This window comes from Candidatus Brocadiaceae bacterium (assembly GCA_012728835.1).
Taxonomy (GTDB): domain Bacteria; phylum Planctomycetota; class Brocadiia; order SM23-32; family SM23-32; genus JAAYEJ01.
The window spans coordinates 23,042-37,891 of record JAAYEJ010000080.1 but is presented as its reverse complement, the minus strand read 5'-3'; the positions used below and the strand labels follow the sequence as shown (position 1 = coordinate 37,891).

11 protein-coding genes are annotated in these 14,850 nt (G+C 71.1%); 4 read left to right on the top strand and 7 right to left on the bottom strand.

The window, feature by feature from the left end; genetic code table 11:
- Positions 1-21: 21 nt before the first annotated feature.
- Positions 22-1,176, top strand: coding sequence for an alpha/beta fold hydrolase (locus GXY85_12840; protein NLW51708.1), 1,155 nt, complete (start codon positions 22-24; stop codon positions 1,174-1,176).
- Between the two features lie 7 nt (positions 1,177-1,183).
- Here the strand turns inward: GXY85_12840 and GXY85_12835 are convergent, their stop codons facing one another.
- Entirely contained in the window at positions 1,184-2,707 is a 1,524-nt protein-coding gene (locus GXY85_12835) for a hypothetical protein (protein NLW51707.1), read from the bottom strand.
- Between the two features lie 209 nt (positions 2,708-2,916).
- On the opposite strand from GXY85_12835, the gene GXY85_12830 reads away from it, so the two are divergent.
- Positions 2,917-3,741: a 4Fe-4S binding protein gene (locus GXY85_12830; protein ID NLW51706.1), complete on the top strand. Its 825-nt coding sequence runs from the start codon at positions 2,917-2,919 to the stop codon at positions 3,739-3,741.
- Here the strand turns inward: GXY85_12830 and GXY85_12825 are convergent.
- The 6 genes from GXY85_12825 to GXY85_12800 form a co-directional block, all read right to left on the bottom strand.
- Positions 3,720-4,082: a hypothetical protein gene (locus tag GXY85_12825; GenBank protein NLW51705.1), complete on the bottom strand. Its 363-nt coding sequence runs from the start codon at positions 4,080-4,082 to the stop codon at positions 3,720-3,722. The genes GXY85_12830 and GXY85_12825 overlap by 22 nt on opposite strands.
- A 131-nt stretch (positions 4,083-4,213) precedes the next feature.
- Positions 4,214-5,959 (bottom strand): sulfate permease, encoded by a 1,746-nt coding sequence (gene sulP, locus GXY85_12820; GenBank protein NLW51704.1) that lies wholly within the window; start codon positions 5,957-5,959, stop codon positions 4,214-4,216.
- A gap of 36 nt (positions 5,960-5,995) precedes the next feature.
- Positions 5,996-6,553, bottom strand: a complete 558-nt coding sequence (locus GXY85_12815) for a YeeE/YedE family protein (GenBank protein NLW51703.1) — start codon at positions 6,551-6,553, stop codon at positions 5,996-5,998.
- A 14-nt stretch (positions 6,554-6,567) separates the two neighbouring features.
- On the bottom strand, positions 6,568-7,089 hold the full coding sequence (locus tag GXY85_12810) for a YeeE/YedE family protein (GenBank protein NLW51702.1): 522 nt from the start codon (positions 7,087-7,089) through the stop codon (positions 6,568-6,570).
- 35 nt (positions 7,090-7,124) lie between these two features.
- Positions 7,125-8,543 (bottom strand): MBL fold metallo-hydrolase, encoded by a 1,419-nt coding sequence (locus GXY85_12805; GenBank protein ID NLW51701.1) that lies wholly within the window; start codon positions 8,541-8,543, stop codon positions 7,125-7,127.
- Positions 8,544-8,642: 99 nt separating this feature from the next.
- On the bottom strand, positions 8,643-10,625 hold the full coding sequence (locus GXY85_12800; protein NLW51700.1) for a prolyl oligopeptidase family serine peptidase: 1,983 nt from the start codon (positions 10,623-10,625) through the stop codon (positions 8,643-8,645).
- A 364-nt stretch (positions 10,626-10,989) separates the two neighbouring features.
- Between GXY85_12800 and lysA the strand changes: the two genes are divergently transcribed.
- Positions 10,990-12,297 (top strand): diaminopimelate decarboxylase, encoded by a 1,308-nt coding sequence (gene lysA, locus GXY85_12795; protein ID NLW51699.1) that lies wholly within the window; start codon positions 10,990-10,992, stop codon positions 12,295-12,297.
- Between the two features lie 154 nt (positions 12,298-12,451).
- Positions 12,452-14,701 carry a HEAT repeat domain-containing protein gene (locus tag GXY85_12790; GenBank protein NLW51698.1) on the top strand — a complete coding sequence of 750 codons (2,250 nt, stop codon included), beginning with the start codon at positions 12,452-12,454 and terminating at the stop codon, positions 14,699-14,701.
- The last annotated feature ends 149 nt before the right edge of the window (positions 14,702-14,850 follow it).

Genomic DNA, 14,850 nt, shown 5'->3' with positions numbered 1-14,850 from the left:
CCGCGCTGCGGAGGCGCCGCCATGCCCTTCCTCGGCAGGCCCTGGGGGCGGATGTTCCACTCGGCCGAGGGCCAGGCCGGCGTTCCGGTCCTGTTCCTCCACGGCGCCGGCTGCGATTCGGCGGACTGGGGCGAGGTGCTCCGGCGGCTGCCGGACGGCTTCGCGGGCCTGTGCATGGACTTTCGCGGGCACGGCGAGAGCGCCGTGCCCCCGGCGCCGTTCACACTGCAGCACCTGGCCGGTGACGTCGTGGCGCTGCTCGACCACCTGGCGCTCGACCGCGTGGCGCTGGTGGGGCACAGCCTGGGCGGCATCGTGGCGCTCCACCTGGCCGCTTGCTCGGATCGCGTTGCGGGGCTGGTCCTGCTCGAGGGATGGACGACCCCGCAGGCGGCCGCCGAGACGTTCGCCGGGCAGAGGGCCTTCGGCACGCTGGACCCGGCGGCCGTCGACCGCATCCGCCGCAAGCACGACCGGACGTGGGCGCGCCTGCCGCCGAACGCGGCCCCGGTGCTGTGGGAGTCGGTCGAGTGCTTCGACGGGCTCGCTGCCCTCCGCGCCGCCCGCATGCCCGTCGTGCAGGTCTTCGGCCAGATGGGGCGGACGGACGCCGCCGAGCGGCTGCTGAGCGTCCCGGAGAACCCCGGAGTCCGTGCCGTCTGGCTCCCGAGTTCCGGTCACTATCTGCCGCACGAGCGGCCGGCCGAGGTCGCCCGCATCTGCGCAGAGGCGGCGCGGGCATGGCCGGCCATCGCACGGAGGAGCGAACACATGCCGGGCGAGACCGACCTCGGGAGGCTCCTGGCGGGCATGGCGCCGCGTCTGGAGCCGGGCGAGTTCGTCTTCTGCACGGTTCCGCCTGCGCGGCTTGCCAGCCTGCCGGCCGATGCGGTGGGCATGGTCCGCGAGTCCGAGGGCGTGACCGTCATTCTGCCGCGGCGGGCTGCGGAGGGCCTCGGGTTCGACTGCGCGTTCCCCTCGCGCATGATCACGCTCGGCGTGCATTCGAGCCTGGAGGCCGTCGGGTTCCTGGCTGCCGTCCTGGACAGGCTCGCCGCCGTCGGCATCAGCGTCAACCCGCTGGCCGGCTGCCACCACGACCATCTGTTCGTGCCGGCCGACTCGGCCGAGGCCGCCATGGCCGCCCTGCGCGCCCTCGCCGCGGAACGCCGCTGACCTGGTCTCACCCGGAGGAGTGCAGTTCCTCGAGCCGCCTGACCGTCTCCTCCACCAGTTCCTGGCCTCCCTGCGGCGAGACGAGGTTGCAGAACATGCTGGCGCTGTAGCCCCGGCCCCACGCGCCGCGTTCGGTGCACAGGTAGGTGCCGCCGTCGTTGCCCGGCTGGGCGGCGAGCTGGATGATGAACGTCTGCTCGAACGGGCTCCGCGCCTGCATGCGGTGCTGGTAGTCCATGTAGAGTTCGAACCTGTTCGATGCGAACGCCACGTCCCCGATGCGCAGCACGTGCAGCTCCATGGGCAGCTTCGGCTGCGCCTCCTGCGTTTCGTAACGGTCCAGGACGCGCGCGAACCGGTTGCGGCCCGCCACGAGGATGGAGTTGGCGTGGAGGCGTTCTTCGGGCGTGCCGTCCGTCTTGAACGGTTTGCGGTTCAGTTCCTCCAGTCCCTGCCGGGCGTATTCGCGCTCATCATCGGTGATGAGCCGCCGCGACAGGCCGACCGTATCCACGACGTGCGAGACGGGCAGCGCCGTCTTGATGTCCTTTCGGGCCCAGTCCAGCACCTCGTCGAACGCACCGGCGATCCGTTCCGCGATGTCCTTCCGCGCGGCGAGTTCCGTCTGATCGGTGCAGTATTTGAGCCGGAAGCGGCGGGCCTGCGCCTGCCTGTAATGCAGGATGCGGGGCGACAGATCGCCGGCCGCCGCGCACTGGGGCAGCAGGAAGATGTCGCCGTGGCGCGCGCGCACGGCCGTGCGCACGTCGTGCCAGTAGTCGGCCGAGAGCCTGTACTCGTTCTCCGAGTTCTGGGAGGGCGCGGGGACGTTGATGATCGCGCCGGTGAGCCGGCCGTCGGCATCGAACGTGTAGAGCAGGTTGATGAAGTGATCGGCGCCCGCCTCGTAGTGGCTGAACTGGGGGTCGTTCGTGTTGCCGTACATGGCGGCGTGCCCGTTGAGGCCGTGCGTGGAGTTCCGGGCGGCCCCCGGGCGCTTCGAGAGGTCGTCGAAGTAGACGACACGCCGGCTGTGCGAGACGACGGCGTATCCGTAGCCGTAGGCGATGCCGCCCGGCGCGCGGCACTCATAGGCCTCGCAGACGGCGTCGGCCGTGCAGGCGGCAAGGAAATGGCGGTACTGGTCGCTCGAAGCGACCTCCACGCCGTCGTGCGGCACCTGGCCGAGCATGGCCGTGGAGATGTTGGCGGCGGACCCCGGGGCCGCGTCGGCGTAGTGGCTGGCCCCGCAGTGCGTGTGCGTGGCGCCCATGAGTATCTTCTGCACGGGCACCTCGGGATTGCGCGCGTGCACGGCCGCGCGGACCTCGTCCAGCAGGCCGGACCGGATGACGACGCAGTCGACCGAGACGAAGGCGACCAGGTCCGCGCCGTTGTCGATCACCAGCGCGCTGACCGTGATCGGGTCCATGATGCCCCGGGAGATGCGCATGTGGAACTGCCCGGGGATGTTGACGGGCTCCTCGGTGGAGACATCGCGCGCCGCCCAGCCGATCTTCAGTTCGTTCATCGTTCGATCCCATCGCCGCGTGTGTGGCGCGGGGAGCCGACGCGTCCGACCGGGCCGGCGCCCCGCAAGTCAGTGGGAACACGCATTATACCGGCCGGCGTCTGTCCGTGCCGGGCCGACTTCGGGCGTTGAAACCCGGGGCGTGCGGGCGTACGCTCATCGGCCGGGCGGTGGCGGGACACACCAACACGCAACGGAGGCGGGCGTCGATGACACGGGTATTCTGGTTCTCGGGCACGGGGAATTCGCTGCGTGCCGCGCGCGTCGTCGCCGGCGCGTTTCCGGACTCCGAACTCGTCCCCATCGCCGCCGTCGAGGGCGAGGCCGTGCACGTGCGGCCGGCCGACCGGATCGGGCTCGTCTTCCCCGTCTATGCCTGGGGCGTGCCGCCGATCGTCGAGCGCTTCATCGAGCGGCTGCCGGCCGTCGAGGACGCCTACGCATTCGCCGTGCTCACCTACGGAGGCGACCCCGGCCGGGCGCCCGGGATGACGCAGGGACTGCTGCGCCGGCGCGGGCTGCGGCTGGCGGCGTCGTTCGGCGTGCGCATGCCCGACAACTACCCGCCCCTGGGCGGGGCGCCGCCGCCGGAGAAGCAGGAGCCCGTGCTGCGGGCGGCCGAGGAGCGCCTGGCCGTCATCGCCCGCGAGTTGAGGGCGGCCCCGCGTGGGGCGGTCCGGAACGGCAAGGCGTTCTGGCGTCTGGCGGGCCGGGTGGCCTACCCGGTGTTCCGCCGCACGGCGGCGCGCGGCGATCGGGCGTTCGGCGCCGATGAGAAGTGCAACGGCTGCGGCGTTTGTGCGCGCATTTGCCCGGTCGGCAACATCGAGATGGTCGCCGGCCGTCCGCACTGGCTGGGGCATTGCGAGCAGTGCTACGCCTGCTTCCACTGGTGCCCGCAGCAGGCGGTGCAGTACCGGGGGCGGACCGAACGCCAGGTGCGCTACCACCACCCCGACTGCGCCGTGTCGGACATGGCCGTGCGGCCGCCCAGGCGGCCGCCGCAAGGCGATCAGCAGGGCGAGGCGTCCTGACCGGGGGCGGTCGCGTCCGGCGACAGGCGGGCCTTGACGCGGCGGACGAGCATCTGCGCCCGCGCCTCGTCGTCGGCCAGCACGCGTTCCATGCGCTGGACGATGCGTCCATAGGCGCACCGGGCGGCGTGGAACGCGTAGGCGGCGGCCGCGAGCGCCCAGAGCAGGAACGCGCCGAGGACGGCGTGGACACTGGGGAACTCCCCCAGGGGCCGGTCCTGCACCTGCGTCACGAACAGCGCCAGAACGCAGCAGAGGAACATGGAGCCGACGAACACGTTGCGCGAGCGGCGGGCCACGTGGGCGGCTTCCTTCAGGCTGAACGAGACTTCTTCCACCATGTCGGTTCCCCACTTCGGTTCGACGGAGATGTTGTCTCTCCTCGTTCGTTGGCAGGGACTATAACCGACCGTGGCCCGGCGGCTCAAGTGGCAGGGGGCGGTGCCGCACAGGGACGCGCACGGGCGGCCCCTCAGGATGGCATGCCGCGCGGGCTCTGTGGCCCGTGTGCGTCCGTGCCCGTCCGTGTGTGCGTGCGCGCCGGCGGGGAGTGCGCGTCGACGCCGGCGGTGCGGAGGGCGTGCTCGATCGAGTGCGGCATCGCCTCGGGGCCGTAGCGCTCCGGCCAGCCCGCCCGTGAGAGCAGGTCCCGCACGGGGCCCTTCGCCTCGGCGAACAGGAACCGGATGCCCTGCTCCTGGTAGTCCCGCATCAGCGTCTCCAGGGCGTCCACCGCCACGGCGTCCATGTCGTTGACGCCGGCCATGTCCAGGATGACGAACCGAACGCCGTCCTCTTCGGCGAGACGCCGGCGGATGTGCCGCTCGACGAACGCCTGGTTGGCGAAGTAGAGCGAGGCGTCGATACGGAGGATCAGCGCCCCGGGGAAGCGGCGGGCCGAAGGGTAGCGCCGGACGTTGCGGAACACGCCCTCCGTGGGCAGGTAGCCGAGTTCCGCCATGTGCGGATGGGCGCTGCGCCGGATGAACAGCGCCAGCGAGAGCGCCACTCCGGACAGGACGCCCGTCTGCACGCCGGCCAGGAGCGTGGCCAGGAACGTGACCAGCAGCACCAGGCCGTCGGCCGGGCGCAGGCGGAACAGGTACAGGCCGTGCTTCAGGTCGATCAGGGGGGCCACGGCCACGATGACGACGGCGCCCAGCGCCGCCCTGGGCAGGTAGTGGAAGAGCGGCGTCAGGAACAGCAGCGTCAGCAGCACCAGCCCGGCGCTGACGACCGAGGCCAGGGTCGTGCGCGCGCCGGCCGCGTGGTTGACGGCCGTGCGGCTGAAGCCGCCGCTGACCGGGTAGCCGCCGAACAGCGAGGCGGCCACGTTGGCCAGCCCGAGCGCGCGCAGCTCCTGGTTGAGGTCCAGATCGTAGCCCTCCCTGGCGGCCACCATCTGGGCGACCGCGCTGGACTCCACGAACCCGACGAACAGGACGGTCATCGCCGTGGTGAGCAGGGCGGCGGCTTGCCCCGGATCCACGGCCGGCACGGACAGCGAGGGCAGCCCGGCCGGCAGATCGCCGACGATCGCCAGCCCGGCGCGGTCCAGCCGCAGGGCGAAGGTCGCCGCCGTGGCGCCGACGACCACGAACAGCGCGGCGGGCAGCCGCCGGGCCGTGCGCTTCAGCATGGCCAGGGCCCCGATGCAGGCCGCGCCCACCGCCAGCGTCAGAAGGTGCGAGTCGCCGATGCGCGGCACGAGTTCGCCCAGCAGCGGCAGCACCGCGTGGTCATGCTCGAGGGGGACGCCCAGGACGTGCTTGACCTGGCTGAGCAGGATCGTGATGGCGGCCGCCGAGGTGAAGCCGCTCATGACGGCGTGCGAGATGAAGCACGTGAGCACGCCCAGCCTCAGCACGCCCATCAGGAACTGGAGCAGCCCGACGAGCAGGGCCGTGGTCAGCACGATGCCGATGTACTCCTCGCTGCCCGGGGCGGCCAGCCGGGCGCAGCGTGCCGCCAGCAGCAGGGACACGATGGCGACCGGGCCGACGGCCAGGTGCCGCGAACTGCCGAACAGGGCATAGACCAGCAGGGGGACCGTGGAGGCATACAGGCCCATGACGGGCGGCAGCCCGGCCAGCACGGCGTAGGCCATGCCCTGGGGCACCAGCATCACGGCCACGACCGCGCCTGCGGACAGGTCGCCGCGCAGGTCGCGCACACGGTAGCCCCGCAGGTGCCCGACGCCCGGCAGGAGCGTGCCGATCTTCACGGATTCGTCCTCGACGCATCGCCGGGGCGGCTATCCGCCCGTTCGTTCGATGAGCGCCAGCAAGGCCACCAGGATGCCCACGGCCGGCAGGACGACGGCCCAGGCGTTGACCTTCAGGAACTGCGGGATCGTCAGCTCGCCGAAGTCGCCCTTCTTCAGGATGCCGTCCTGGAGCCTCGGGTAGAGCACGGCGAACAGGCCGGTCCCCACGAGCATGCCGGTCACCCCGCCGACGAGCGCGTCGAGGTGGCCGTTGCCGACCGCCCCCGCCACCGTGCCCGGGCAGTAGCCCAGCAGGCCGAACCCGAGGCCGAACAGGAGCCCGCCCACGGCGGTGGCCCCGAGCGATCCCGGCTTGGGGTGCAGCTCTGCGAGCCCCAGGCTCCGGAGCAGGTGCACACCGACCATGCCCACGATGACCGCCGAGAGCATGACCTTCAGAACGGTGAAGTCCTCGAAGAGGAGCTGGCCGACGATGACGTCGTAGCGGGTGACGCCGCCCTTCTGGAGAAGGAAGCCGAAGGCGATGCCGGCCAGGAGCCCGAGGACGAGCTGGACGCGTTTCAGTCTATGGAGGATCATCAGCATGGTGCGCCCTCCCGTCAGGCGGCCACGACGTGGTACAGGACCATCGCCGTGGCCACGCCGCCCGCGAAGAAGCAGATGACGGCCAGCCAGCCGCTCACCGCCAACTGCAGCGAGCCGCTGATCCCGTGCCCGCTGGTGCAACCGCCGGCCCAGCGCGAGCCGAGCCCCAAAAAGACGCCGCCGGCGAAGGCGACGGCGACCCGCACCAGTGTGCCCGCGCCGAAGGCGGAACTCCAGCGCTCAGGCACCCACTCCAGCTCGAACTCGCCCGAGAGCCGGGCCGACAGGAAAGCGCCCAGAATGATGCCCAGGACGAGCATCCATTCCCAGTCGATCTCGGGCGTGAACTTGCGGTAGTAGGGCCGGCCGGCCGCCTTCTCGCCCCGGAACAGCTTCTCGATCATGCCGCTCGTGCGCGCGAACGCCGTCGAGCAGCCCAGCGCCTTGTCCGAGAGCAGGAACGTCAGGCAACTCAGCAGCCCGATCCCGGCGCCCACCGCATACGGCGACCACTGCGACACCGTCAGCCAGTCCATGGTCCGCCCCCCCCCGTGCCGGCCTGTGCCGGCGCCTAACGCCCCGTGAAGTGCGGCCCGTGCGGCACCACGCACATGGGGCATTCGCCGGCGTAGCCGGCCGCGTTGTATCCCGACATGCCCCCGGCGACGTTCCGCAGGCCCTTGTGGCCGTTCCGCAGCAGGATGCTGGCGGCCAGGCTCGAGCGGTGGCCCGTGCTGCAGGTGAGGGCGATGGGGGCGTCCTTGGGGAGTTCGCTGTGCCGGGTGCGCAGGTCCGGCGCGGGGATGTTCACCGCGCCCTCGATGTGCAGCGCCTCGAACTCGGCCGGCGAGCGCACGTCCACCAGGGTCATCGGCTCGGTCGAACAGGCCATCTCGTGAAGCTCGTGCGCGGAGAGCTGGGCGACGTGCTCGGTCGGCAGCCCGGCCCGTGCCCATGCGAACATGCCGCCGTTGAGGTAGCCCGTTACCTTGTCCAGACCGACGCGGCGGAGCCAGACGACGGCGTCGCGGGCCCTCTGCTCGGTGTCGCTGACCAGCAGGATCTCGGCGTCCACGGGGAGCACCCACCCGGCGAACGTGGCGAAGTTGCCGCCCAGGTCGATGTGCCAGGCGCCCGGGACGTGCTGGCCGCCGAAGGCGTCGTATCGGCGGATGTCGAGCACCTGCACGCCGGCGCGCCGGGCGTGCCGGGCGAAGTCGCCGGGGTCCAGCGGTTCGAGCTTCGGCAGGGCGCGCAGGAGGGCGGGTCCGGCGGCGTTCATGGCGCTGCAGCGGGCGAAGTGGTCGGGCGCGTCCGGCATGCCCGTCGTCAGGGAGGTGATGAACTCCTCCTTGTCCCGTATCTGCAGGGCGGCGTTGTACTTGCGTTCGTAGCCGATGGTGCTGGTGCGCTTGGCGCCCATGGCGCGACCGCACAGCGAGCCGGCCCCGTGGGCGGGGTAGACCTCGCAGAAGTCGGGCAGCTTCAGCAGCTTGCCGTGCAGGTTGTCGAACAGGCGGGAGGCCAGTTCCCGCGCCTTGCCTGGGAACAGGTCGGGGCGGCCGACGTCGCCGACGAAGAGCGTGTCGCCGCAGAAGACGCCGACGGGTTCCTCGCCGCGCGCCCGGTCGCGCACCACGTAGGAGATGTGCTCCGGCGTGTGCCCGCCCGTGTCCAGGACGGACAGCTTGAGGTCCTCGATCTCGAACTCATCGCCCTCTTCCAGGGCCACGTGATCGAACCGGCACTGGCCCGACTTCGGCGCGTAGATGCGCGCGCCCGTCTGTTCCGCCAGGTCCATGTGGCCGGAGATGAAGTCCGCGTGGAGATGCGTCTCCAGGATGTGCGTGATCTCCATGCCCAGAGCCTTCGCCGCCTCGATGTAGACGTCCACGTCGCGGCTCGGGTCCACGATGGCGCACGTGTCGCTCCCGCCCAGCAGGTACGAGCTATGCGCGATGCCGTTGATGAAGAACTGCTGAACCAGCATCCTTCTGCCCCCTTGGCTGAAGACCGGCGGTACAAACGAACCGTCACCGGCCAGTATATCGGTCCCCTGCAGGCCGTGCAACGGGCCGGCGGCGGGCGGTTACGCCTTGACCGGCTGCCCCGTGGCGTCGCGCGGGTCCTCGATCGTGAGCTTCCGGCCCAGCGTGCCGGCCAGGTCCGGCAGGTCGTATTCGAGCAGCGCTCCCTGCACCACGTTGCCGTACTGGTTGATCGTCACGCGCCGCTCGAGCACGCTTGCCCAGGATGCCAGCGTCCCGCGCAGCGTCACGGACGCGAACAGGTCGGGCCTCAACGCCGCCGCGTGCAGCGCCGGCACGCCCACGTGGCCGACCGCCACCAGGTCCACGGCCTCGCCGCCGAACTGTCCGGCCGCCCACTGCGCGGCCGCCAGCACGTCCTGCGTCCGCATGCCCACGTAGGAGCGGCCCAGGCAGTAGGCGATCGATATGTCCTTCCAGTCCTGGTCGATCTTGCCCCACTTGTTCTGGTTCACCTGCTGGCTCAGGCCCGTGCCGCGCACCTCGACCGCCAGCACGCGTGCGCCCTTGCGCACGAGCGCCTCGATCGGGCCTGCGGCACCGGCATCGGCCTCACGGCCGGCTTCGTGCACGTACAGCACCACGCGACCGGCCGGTTGGCCGCCCTCGGGGCCGTACAGGCAGGCCGGCAGCACGATGCCGGGCTCGGGGTGCAGAGTGAGATCGTGCACGCGCATGCCGCCGGTGCGGCGTTGCTCGCCCTGGCGGACCTCGGGCACGGGCAGGTTGTCGAGCGGCGGTATCCCGAGCAGCCGGCGGACGCCTTCGATCCGTTCGGCCCGGTCGGGGCCGGCCCACGCCTGCACGCGGCGGGCGGCCAGTTCGCGCTCATATTCGTCGTTCAGGTCGTAGGCGGAGCGGGCGCCCGGCAGATCCATCACCTGCCCGGTGGGTGTGCAGCGGGCCTCGTCGTCGGTCAGAAGCGCCAGTTCGGGCTCCCGGATCACGCGGTCCTCGCCCTGCAGCCAGCGCGCCATCCAGCGGGCGATGCCCTCGCGCTGCGTCCGGTTGTAGTTGTGCGGCGCGTCGTTCTCCAGGATGTCCATCCGTTCGGCGAACCCCAGGCGGGTGTAGAGGCGCTTGGCGCAGCGGAAGGACCACCAGGAGCCGTCGACGTGGAAGAAGTCCTTCGTTCCCGCGCAGAGCAGGATCGGCACCGGCGCCCGCATCATCAGCAGGTCAGTCGCCTGCGGCGCATCCGCCAGCGAGGCATAGGTGTGGTGCTCGGCGTCCTGCGGGCCGAGGGTCTTCAGCAGCGTCGGCAGGGCGTTGCCGTAGCAGCTCGGTGCGGCCGCGCCCACCCGGTCGTCCAGCGCGACCACGTAGGCGGTGACGATGCCGCCGCCGCTGTTGCCCGTGCAGCCGATGCGATCCGGGTTCACCTCGGGACGCGACTGCAGATAGTCGATGCACCGCATCGTGTCCCATATCTCAAGCCGCGCCGTGTTGCGGCCCAGCAGGATGCTGCCGATGCCGACCATCTGGTGCCCGTAGGTGCCGTGCAGGTGGCTGCCCCACATGTCGAAGTCGTAGTCGCCGCGCTCGCCGCGGTACTGCACGCGTTCCGATTCGTCGATCGCGTCGTAGACGAGCGCGACCATGCCGTTGAGCGCCAACAGGGCGCCCATCGACTGATACTCCCCGTGCGCCTTGCCGTTGCCCGTGTGGCCCACCGGCTCGACCACGCCCGGGTAGGGCGGGGGAAAGCGGTTCGGGTCGGGCAGGAACAGCAGCCCCGTGACGCCGAACCCCGGCTGGCTCTCCAGGATGACCTTCTCGACCGTGTAGCCCTCGCGCCGGATGGTGCCGGTCGTGCGGGCGTTCAGCGGCGTGCGCTCCGGCAGCCCGCCCAGCACCTCCAGCAGGCGCCGGCGCGCGTCGGCCTGGTAGGCGGCGATCTGCTCGGGCTCCGTGCGGGCCTCGTACTCGGCCTGCCACCGTTCGGCGGCACGGTCGACGAGGCTCAACAGGTAGCGGTGCATCATGTCATGATCGGCCCGGCCGGCGGGCGCAGTGGACTCCATCTGTTCAGTCTCCGAACGGGCGGGCAGGAAACGGGCATGCTCCCGGGACGGCAGCCGCCCCGGGCCACGCGTACATTGTACCGGCCGCCGTACGCCAAACAAACGGCCGATTGCCCACCGCAGAGGGCGCCGAGGGCGCAGAGAACGGCAAGAAACGACAAGAGGCGACAAGAGACGGCAAGAAACGACAAGAAACGACAAGAAACGACAAGAGACGACAAGAGACGACAGGATACGGCAACAGCGCGATGCTGCGGGCAGGGCCGTGTCATCTCCTTCCGGCACGTTGGATTCTCCGCGCGGATGATGTATCATCGCGCACCCGGTTTATGTGCGTGCCCAGGGGATTTCGGGAGGTCGTTGCGTGGCGGATGCAGGGTGGTTCCATTATCGGGACGGCGCGCTTCACTGCGAGGATGTGGCCGTTGCGGAGCTGGCCGAGCAGTGGGGGACGCCCCTGTACGTCTACAGCCGCGCGGGCCTGGTGGAGCGCTATCGGGCCATTCGCGACGCGTTCGCCGCCCGCAACGCCCTCGTGTGCTTCTCCGTGAAGTCCTGCCCGAACCTGTCGATCCTGAGCCTTCTGGCCGCCGAAGGCAGCGGATTTGACGTCGTCAGTGGGGGCGAGCTGCGGCGGGTGCTGGCGGCCGGAGGGGTGCCCGAGCGGATCGTCTTCGCCGGGGTGGGCAAGACGGAGGAGGAGATCGAGTTCGCTCTCCGGCGGGGCATCCTGATGTTCAACGTGGAGTCGCGGGCCGAGCTGGAGGTGATCGAGGCGGTCGGCCGGCGGGTCGGGCGGCCTGCGCCGGTGGCCATCCGCGTCAACCCGGACGTGGACGCCCGGGCGCACGAGAAGACGACCACTGGCAAGAAGGGTACGAAGTTCGGTATAGATAGTGATGCCGTTGAGGACCTGGTGCGGGAGGCGGCCGGTCGGCCGGGCCTGGCCGTCCGGGGCGTGCACGTGCACCTTGGCTCGCCGATCATGGGGCCGGAGCCGTATGTGCGTGCTCTGGACAGGCTTCTGCCGCTGATCGAGCGCCTGCGCGCGGTCGGCGCGCCCGTCGACAGCCTGAACCTGGGCGGCGGGTTCTGCATCTCCTACACCGGCGAGGAAACCGCCCGGCCGCGCGAATACGCGGAGGCGGTCGATTCTCGGCTTGAAAAATCGCGTTGTCCGGTTATCATCATTGAGCCTGGACGGTACGTAGCTGGTAGCTGCGCCGTGCTGCTGACCCGCGTCATCTACCGGAAGGAGACACGCGCCGGCAAACGGTTCCTGATCTGCGATGCCGCGATGAACGACCTGGTTCGGCCGACGCTCTACGATGCGTTCCATCGAATCTGGCCTGTGCGCAGCGCGGAGGGGATGCCGGCGGTTCTGAGGGCGGACGATGCGCCGGGCGGCTTGACATCCGAAGTCGTGGACGTGGTCGGGCCCGTGTGCGAGACAGGCGACTTCCTGGCGCGGGCCAGGGCGTTGCCTCGCCTGGAGGGCGGCGACCTGCTGGCCGTCTTCGACGTGGGCGCATACGGCTTCGCCATGAGTTCGAACTACAATGCGCGGCCGCGGGCGGCCGAGGTACTGGTCGGCGGCTCGCAGGCGCGCCCGATCCGTCGCCGGGAGACGTTTGACGACATGGTTGGCCCGGAACGCGAGTACCTGCGCTGAGCCGGATCGCGATCGGCCGGCGCCGGCTGTTGAGCACAGTGAAGGAGTCACCGAAACCCGAATCCACGGGCGGGCGGCGGCGCGAGGCCGTAGGCCCCCGCCGGAAGGTCCGCAGGCGTCCCGTAGGGGCCTGACAGACGATAAGGAGACATTCATGTGCAGACGCGTTAGGCGGTGGGGATTGGCATTGGCGGTGACTGCTGCCCTTTCGGTGGTCTTCTCGACGGCGGCCCTGGCGCAAGAGGCTGAGGGCTCGGACGTCGTCCAGACGTTCCAGAAGGGCGTGACCCTGTACAAGACGGGCGAATTCACGGCCGCCAGGGAGGCATTCGAGGACGTGCTGGCCCGCCAGCCGGGGATGCAGGCCGCCCTCCGGATGCGCGACGCGGCCGACCTGGCCGAACTGGCCGAGATGGTCGGCAACGAAGAGGTCGGCCCGCAGGTCCGGGAGCTGCTCATGCTCCTGCGGCGCGCCGGGGAGGAGAGAAAGCGCACGGTCGAGAACGTCGAGGAGATCCTCGCCGACTTCCAGTCTCCGGAGGCCGTCGCCTACCGGCGCGGCGCCGTGATGCTGACCGGCCACGGCCCCCACGCCGTGCCGCACGTCGTGGGGCTCCTCGCGCTGGAGAAGCCCGAGGACCAGAGGACCGTCGCTCGGGCCGTCAGCCTGCTCTCCAACCTCCATCGCGACGCCTGCCTGCCGCTCGTGCGCGCTCTGCGCAATGCGGACGACTCCCTGCTGAGGGTGCGTGTGGCCGGCGTGCTGGCGCAGATCGGCGACGAGCGCGCCATCCCGGCGCTGCTGGCGACCGCCGGCGACGCCGCCGCTCCGGCGGACCTGCGGGAGGCCGCCCGGCAGGCCGTCGCGACGATTGCGGAGGAGACGCAGGACCCGGGAACCCCGGCCGAGGCATACGCACTGCTGGCCGATGCATACACCTGCGAGCGGACGGGCCTGGTCGGCTACACCTATGGTCTGACGGCCGACATCTGGCAGTGGAATCCGGAGGGCGAGGACCTGCCCGGCCGGATCGTCTGCGAAGAGGTTCCCAACTACCTGTACTACCAGCGTATGGCCACCGAGACCGCCCTCGAAGGGCTGGCCGCGGCACCGGACGACGCCGGACTCCAGGCGCTTCTGGCCGCCTCCCTGAGCCGGCAGACGGCCCTGTGCGATTACTTCGCCTCCGGTGACGTGGACCTGACGGGCGCCCCGACCGACGAGGCCACCCGGCAGGATGCCGCCGAGCGCCTGGCCGAGTTCCAGGCCGAGGTCCCCGTGGCCCTGCGCATGCTCAAAGCGCCCGTGCTGGCCGAGGCCCTGAAGAAGACGATCGCCGCCAACGACGGCGCGGCCGCCCTGCTGCTGGTCAGGACGCTGGGCGACAAGCTGGCCGCGTCCGGCCCGGCCTCGCTCTGCCCGGCCGGCGCCGAGGCGCTCAGCGCCGCACTGGCCTCCGGCGACAAGGACGTGCGCTACAACGCCACCGTTGTGGTCGTGGCGGCCAGCCCCGACGCGGAGCAGGTGGAGCCCGGCGACGTGATCGACGTCATGGGCGCCGCCCTGCAGGCCGCCGCAGAGCGTACTGCGCTGGTGGCCATGGACAACTTCCAGCTTCGCAACAAGCTCGCAACCGTTCTGCGCGGCGAGGGCCTGGCCACGAGCGAGGCGGGAGCCATGGTGCCGCAGATCCAGGCCGTGCTCGCGCTGGAGCCCGCCGTGGACGTGGTGTTCCTGAGCGCCAACGTGGACGCCGGGAGGTTCGCGAGTCTGCTGCAGACGCTCCGGGCGGACGTCCGCACCAAGGGTGCGCCGCTGTATGTCGTGTGCGACCCGGGCGCGGACTCGGCGGACCTCACCAAGGTCGAGGGACTGGCCGGCATCCTGTCGCCGGACGACCTGCGCCAGGCGAAGCTGGCGCCGATCGCCGACCAGGTCAAGGCCGAGAGCCGTTCGGCCTTCACCGAGGAGGAAGCGACGCTCGTGCTGAGGGCGGCCAAGGCCCTGGCCGGCGTCGACCCGCTCAACACGGCCTACCCGCTGCTGGAAGCCCAGCCGGCGCTGGTCATGGCGCTGGCCGGCTACGGCGACGAGGTGACGGCGGCGGGCATCTGCGCGCTGTCGCGCTTCGGCGACGCGGGCTGCCTGGACGGGCTGGCCGCCGTTGTGGCGGGCCAGGGAGCGCTGGAACTGAAGGTCGCCGCCGCCCGCGCACTGGCGGCCGTGCTGAGCCGTTCGGAAGAGGCGGCCCCGGCCGACATTGTGGACGTGCTCATGGGCGCGCTGCAGTCCGACGAACAGTGCCTGCGTGAGGCGGCTGCCGAAGCGCTCGGTCAGGCCGGCCTGCCGGCGGACACGCTGCTGTCCGTGCTCCGCACGCAAGGGCTCGGACTGGCCGAGTAGGCCGGCAGACGAACACGAACCCCTCGGGGGCGGCGCGCAGGGCCGAGGGCCCGGCGGCCGCCCCCGGTTCTTCTGTGCGGGGTGCGCGTGCCGGGTCGATTCCGCCGGTCCCCGGCCGCCCGTGCCTTCCCGGCCCCGCCTCCTTCGTC

Excerpts from the sequence above, each read along its gene's own strand:
- GXY85_12840 (NLW51708.1), top strand. The coding sequence starts at position 22 with ATGCCCTTCCTCGGCAGGCCCTGGGGGCGGATGTTCCACTCGGCCGAG.
- GXY85_12835 (NLW51707.1), bottom strand. The coding sequence starts at position 2,707 with ATGAACGAACTGAAGATCGGCTGGGCGGCGCGCGATGTCTCCACCGAG.
- GXY85_12830 (NLW51706.1), top strand. The coding sequence starts at position 2,917 with ATGACACGGGTATTCTGGTTCTCGGGCACGGGGAATTCGCTGCGTGCC.
- GXY85_12825 (NLW51705.1), bottom strand. The coding sequence starts at position 4,082 with ATGGTGGAAGAAGTCTCGTTCAGCCTGAAGGAAGCCGCCCACGTGGCC.
- GXY85_12815 (NLW51703.1), bottom strand. The coding sequence starts at position 6,553 with ATGCTGATGATCCTCCATAGACTGAAACGCGTCCAGCTCGTCCTCGGG.
- GXY85_12810 (NLW51702.1), bottom strand. The coding sequence starts at position 7,089 with ATGGACTGGCTGACGGTGTCGCAGTGGTCGCCGTATGCGGTGGGCGCC.
- GXY85_12805 (NLW51701.1), bottom strand. The coding sequence starts at position 8,543 with ATGCTGGTTCAGCAGTTCTTCATCAACGGCATCGCGCATAGCTCGTAC.
- GXY85_12800 (NLW51700.1), bottom strand. The coding sequence starts at position 10,625 with ATGGAGTCCACTGCGCCCGCCGGCCGGGCCGATCATGACATGATGCAC.
- GXY85_12790 (NLW51698.1), top strand. The coding sequence starts at position 12,452 with ATGTGCAGACGCGTTAGGCGGTGGGGATTGGCATTGGCGGTGACTGCT.